The sequence below is a fragment of the Nitrospinota bacterium genome (genome assembly GCA_035528715.1).
GTDB lineage: Bacteria > JADFOP01 > JADFOP01 > DATKYB01 > DATKYB01 > DATKYB01.
In genome coordinates this window covers 1-4,575 of sequence record DATKYB010000088.1, presented here as the reverse complement: position 1 = coordinate 4,575, position 4,575 = coordinate 1, and the positions used below count along the sequence as shown (strand labels likewise).

The 4,575-nt window shown below is 36.9% G+C and carries 5 protein-coding genes; all 5 read left to right on the top strand.

All coding sequences use genetic code 11. The annotated features are described in order from the left end of the window. Positions 1-232, top strand: a 232-nt coding sequence (locus VMW81_06525) for a flagellar biosynthetic protein FliP (protein ID HUU50594.1), incomplete at its 5' end; no start/stop codon positions are given. Positions 233-261: 29 nt separating this feature from the next. Then, entirely contained in the window at positions 262-531 is a 270-nt protein-coding gene (fliQ, locus tag VMW81_06520; GenBank protein ID HUU50593.1) for a flagellar biosynthesis protein FliQ, read from the top strand. 13 nt (positions 532-544) lie between these two features. After that, positions 545-1,321: a flagellar biosynthetic protein FliR gene (fliR, locus tag VMW81_06515; GenBank protein HUU50592.1), complete on the top strand. Its 777-nt coding sequence runs from the start codon at positions 545-547 to the stop codon at positions 1,319-1,321. A 14-nt stretch (positions 1,322-1,335) separates the two neighbouring features. Continuing rightward, positions 1,336-2,418 carry a flagellar biosynthesis protein FlhB gene (gene flhB / locus VMW81_06510; GenBank protein HUU50591.1) on the top strand — a complete coding sequence of 361 codons (1,083 nt, stop codon included), beginning with the start codon at positions 1,336-1,338 and terminating at the stop codon, positions 2,416-2,418. Between the two features lie 7 nt (positions 2,419-2,425). Further along, positions 2,426-4,507, top strand: a complete 2,082-nt coding sequence (flhA, locus tag VMW81_06505; GenBank protein HUU50590.1) for a flagellar biosynthesis protein FlhA — start codon at positions 2,426-2,428, stop codon at positions 4,505-4,507. Positions 4,508-4,575: the final 68 nt, after the last annotated feature.

Below are 4,575 nucleotides of genomic sequence, written 5' to 3'. Positions count from 1 at the left end.
CACTCTTATTCCAGCATTTATTATCAGTGAATTGAAAACTGCTTTCCAGATAGGATTTTTGATATACATCCCTTTTTTGATATTGGATATGATTGTAGCCAGTGTTCTCTTATCCATGGGGATGATGATGCTGCCACCGATTATGATTGCTCTTCCCTTTAAGCTGATGCTGTTTGTATTAGTGGATGGCTGGGATTTAATCGTTGGCTCTTTAGTGAGAAGTTTTGCATAAAGAGTTTGAAAATAGGAAAAGGAGTATAAATGACGCCTGACTTTGTAGGTAGTTTTGCAAAAGAAGCGGTTATCGTTACCCTGATGGTCGGTGCACCGATGTTAGGTATCGGTCTCATTATTGGAATTATTGTGAGTATCTTTCAGACAATTACATCGATAAACGAGATCACACTTGTCTTTGTACCCAAGATAGTGGCTGTACTTGTGGCACTGATAATATTTTTCCCATGGATGATGGAAATAATGATGAATTTTACATTAAATTTGTTTCAAAATCTTCATATATATGTGAAGTGAAACTTTCTTAAAAATGAGCCAGTTGAATATTGACCAGAGTCAAATTGAAGCTTTTTTATTAATATTTATACGCGTTGGGGCAATTTTAATGACTCTTCCTATCTTTGGGAGTGAGAGCTTATCAAGACGGATAAAGATTGGATTAGTCTTTGCTGTCTCTTTGACGCTCTTCCCTGTCGTTGATCTAAGCGGAATTAACTTTCCGCTTGGTACCTTAACCCTCATACCAGCCATAGTGGGTGAGATAATCATAGGGGCAATTTTAGGGCTGACAGCAAGATTAATATTTGCAGGGGTTCAGCTTTCAGGTCAACTTGTAGGATTTCAAATGGGATTTGCTATCGCAAGGGTTATTGATCCTGTAACCGGCATTCAAGCGTCCATTCTCTCGACTTTTGAGAATATCGTGGCAGTTTTGATATTTCTTTCGATAAATGCCCATCATTTTTTTTTCAAGGCTATATCAAGCAGTTTTCAGTTAATACCACCTTTTGGCCTGAGCCTCTCTGGAAACTTGATGGAGTTGATTCTTAACCTGAGTGAAAACATGTTTATTCTGGCAATTAAGATAGGAGCCCCAGTCATTGCTACCCTCTTATTCACAAACGTCGCTTTTGGTATCATAGCGAGAACTGTTCCACAAGTTCATATAATGATTGTAGCATTTCCTTTGCAGATTTCTATCGGGCTTTTATTTCTCGGTCTGTCTTTTCCATTTTTTTCATTTTTATTAAGCAAAGAATTTCTTGGTCTTGAGAAAAGTATTATGCAGATTTTAAGATTTATGTAATTAGGGAATAAACGATGGCTAAAGATCCTAGCAAAACCGAAAAAGCAACACCTAAAAGAAAAGAAGATGCAAGGCGTAAAGGTCAAGTAGCTATCAGCAAAGAGGTATCAACAGCCGCTGTATTGCTGACCAGTCTTTTGATTTTTTATTTTGCAGGTTCTTATATGCTTAATTGCACCTTAGTGATCATGCATAAATATTTTTACGAGAGCGGATCCTTTGATTTCAATCCCTCCACTGCTCAGACTCTGTTAATTGATGGGATATCTACGTTTTCTAAGATTCTTGCACCCCTCCTTTTAGCAATACTAGTAGCCGGTGTTGCTTCCTGTATTATTCAGATAGGATTCCTCTTTAGCCTCGAACCCCTTAGTTTAAAACTAAATAAACTAAACCCTGTTAAAGGCATCACTAAAATGTTCTCAAAGAGGTCTCTTATTGAACTACCCAAGTCAGTAATAAAGCTCATTATTGTTGCTTTTATTGCTTTTATTACTATCAAGCAGGAAATTTCAAATGTTTTTCTTTTAACGGATAGAAATACCTCAGAGATACTATCTTATATTGGAATCATATCATTAAAGATCCTCTTAAGGACAATATGGGCCCTTATTGCACTAGCTATTTTGGATTATATCTTCCAAAGGCATGAATATGAAGAGGAATTAAAGATGACAAAAGAGGAAGTCAAAGACGAATTGAGGCAAAGGGAAGGCGATCCACAGGTCAAAAAGAAGATAAGGAGCATTCAATATCAAATGGCAAGAAGAAGGATGATGGAAAGCATCTCAAAAGCTGATGTTGTCGTAACCAACCCCACTCATTTAGCCGTGGCATTGGAATATAATAAAGAGAGAATGATTGCTCCAACCGTTGTAGCTAAAGGGGCTGGGTTTATAGCAGAGAAAATAAAGGAGATTGCCAGAAAAAACGGGATCCCCCTTGTAGAGAACAAGCCTCTTGCAAAAATACTATATAAACTGGTGGATATTGGAGAAATCATACCTATATCATTGTACAAAATGGTTGCTGAGGTCTTGGCTTTTGTTTATCAACTTAAAAAGAAACGATTCGGAGAACAGAGAGATATAGGATAAGAAAAATATGGAGAGAATTGAAAAGAGGACAGGAATACCATTTATAACAAAACATAGTGATGCGGCGGTAGCTCTTGGCGTAATTGCTATTCTTATCATTATGATCATTCCTCTTCCGACCATTGCCTTGGATATTCTTCTGTCATTCAGTATTACTCTGTCATTGATGATCATATTGGTAGCAATGTATACGTATCATCCTCTGGAATTCTCTGTATTTCCCTCACTATTATTAATTACTACTTTATATCGTTTGGCTCTCAATATTGCATCGACTCGATTAATTTTACTCCACGGAAATGAAGGAACAGATGCTGCAGGAAATGTTATTCAATCTTTTGGAACCTTTGTGGTCGGAGGGAATTATGTCGTCGGTTCTATTGTCTTTCTCATATTGGTAATTATAAATTTTGTCGTAATAACAAAAGGTTCTGGAAGAATTGCCGAAGTTGCAGCTCGTTTTACCCTAGATGCTATGCCTGGTAAGCAAATGAGTATCGATGCTGATTTAAATGCTGGCTTGATAGGAGAAGAAGAGGCAAGAGAAAAACGCAGAAAAATAGAAAAACAGGCAGATTTTTACGGAGCGATGGATGGTGCAAGTAAATTTGTGAGAGGAGATGCTATAGCAGGAATCATCATCACATTTATTAATATACTGGGTGGGCTCATTATTGGTTCGTTGCAACAAGGGATGTCTTTGGGTGATGCTGCCCAGACATATACATTACTTACTGTTGGAGATGGATTAGTAACGCAGATTCCTGCTCTTGTCATTTCTACAGCAGCAGGTATCGTTGTTACAAGAGTAGAGTCTCAATCAAATTTGGGAAAAGAAATTACCCGCCAGATATTTCTTAAGCCTACACCAGTCATCATAGCGTCAGCAATATTATTTTTCTTTGGTTTAATCCCGGGACTACCCAAATTTCCTTTTATCACCTTATCAGTGATAACAGGCGCTATTGCCTATTTTACATTGAAATCAGAAAAGATCGAAATTAAGAAAGAGAAAGAAAAGCAGAGTAAGATTGGAAGATCAAAGATTAAAGAAAAAGTAGAAACCCTCCTTCCTTTAGATGTGTTGGGATTAGAAGTAGGTTATAACCTCATTCCCTTGGTTGATGTTGATCAAAAGGGTGATCTTTTGGAAAGAATTAAATCCATACGCCGTCACTTCGCCCTCGAGATGGGGATTATCGTACCACCTTTACATATTAGGGATAACTTACAACTAAAACCAAATGAATACTCTGTTTTGATGAAAGGCGTAGAGGTAGCAAAAGCAGAATTGATGAAGGATCTTTATCTTGCTATGAACCCTGGAACTGTTGAGAAAGAAATCAAAGGGATTGCTACCAAGGAGCCTGCTTTTGGACTTCCGGCAGTATGGATTACAGAAGCAGACAAAGAAAGATCTCAGTTAGCAGGCTATACTGTTGTGGATTCCTCAACAGTGATGGCGACCCATATCTCCGAGGTTATTAAGACCCATGCTCATGAACTCCTCGGACGTCAGGAAGTTCAGTCTCTATTAGATAACTTTTCTCTTTCCCATTCCAAAGTAGTAGAAGAGTTAATACCCAACCTCTTGACATTAGGTCAGGTACAAAAGGTATTACAAAACTTATTAAAGGAAGATGTTTCTATAAGAGATTTATTGACTATATTGGAAACACTTGCTGATTATGCTCCAATAAACAAAGATTCCATCGTACTTACTGAATATGTAAGACAAGCATTGAGTAGATCTATAACAAAGCAATATATTTCAGGGGAAGGGGATTTGCCAGTTATTACCCTTGACAATAAAACAGAGGAGCTTGTTTTCAATAGCATACAAAGAACCGAACAAGGGACATATCTTGCGATGGAACCAACAACAGCTCAAAATTTGATTACTAAAATAAATCAATCTTTAGAAAAATTGGTATCTACTAATTATCATCCTATATTGTTAACCTCTCCTTCTATTAGGTATCATTTAAAAAGATTTATAGAAAGATTTATTCCCCATCTTGTAATACTTTCTCATAATGAAGTTGCTCATAATACTAATATAAGAGGCTTAGAGGTGGTGAGTTTATAAGATGAAAATTAAAAAATATGAAGCCGTTGATATGGAGGATGCATTAAGATTAATCAAGAATGATCTTG

Excerpts from the sequence above, each read along its gene's own strand:
- fliQ (HUU50593.1), top strand. The coding sequence starts at position 262 with ATGACGCCTGACTTTGTAGGTAGTTTTGCAAAAGAAGCGGTTATCGTT.
- fliR (HUU50592.1), top strand. The coding sequence starts at position 545 with ATGAGCCAGTTGAATATTGACCAGAGTCAAATTGAAGCTTTTTTATTA.
- flhB (HUU50591.1), top strand. The coding sequence starts at position 1,336 with ATGGCTAAAGATCCTAGCAAAACCGAAAAAGCAACACCTAAAAGAAAA.
- flhA (HUU50590.1), top strand. The coding sequence starts at position 2,426 with ATGGAGAGAATTGAAAAGAGGACAGGAATACCATTTATAACAAAACAT.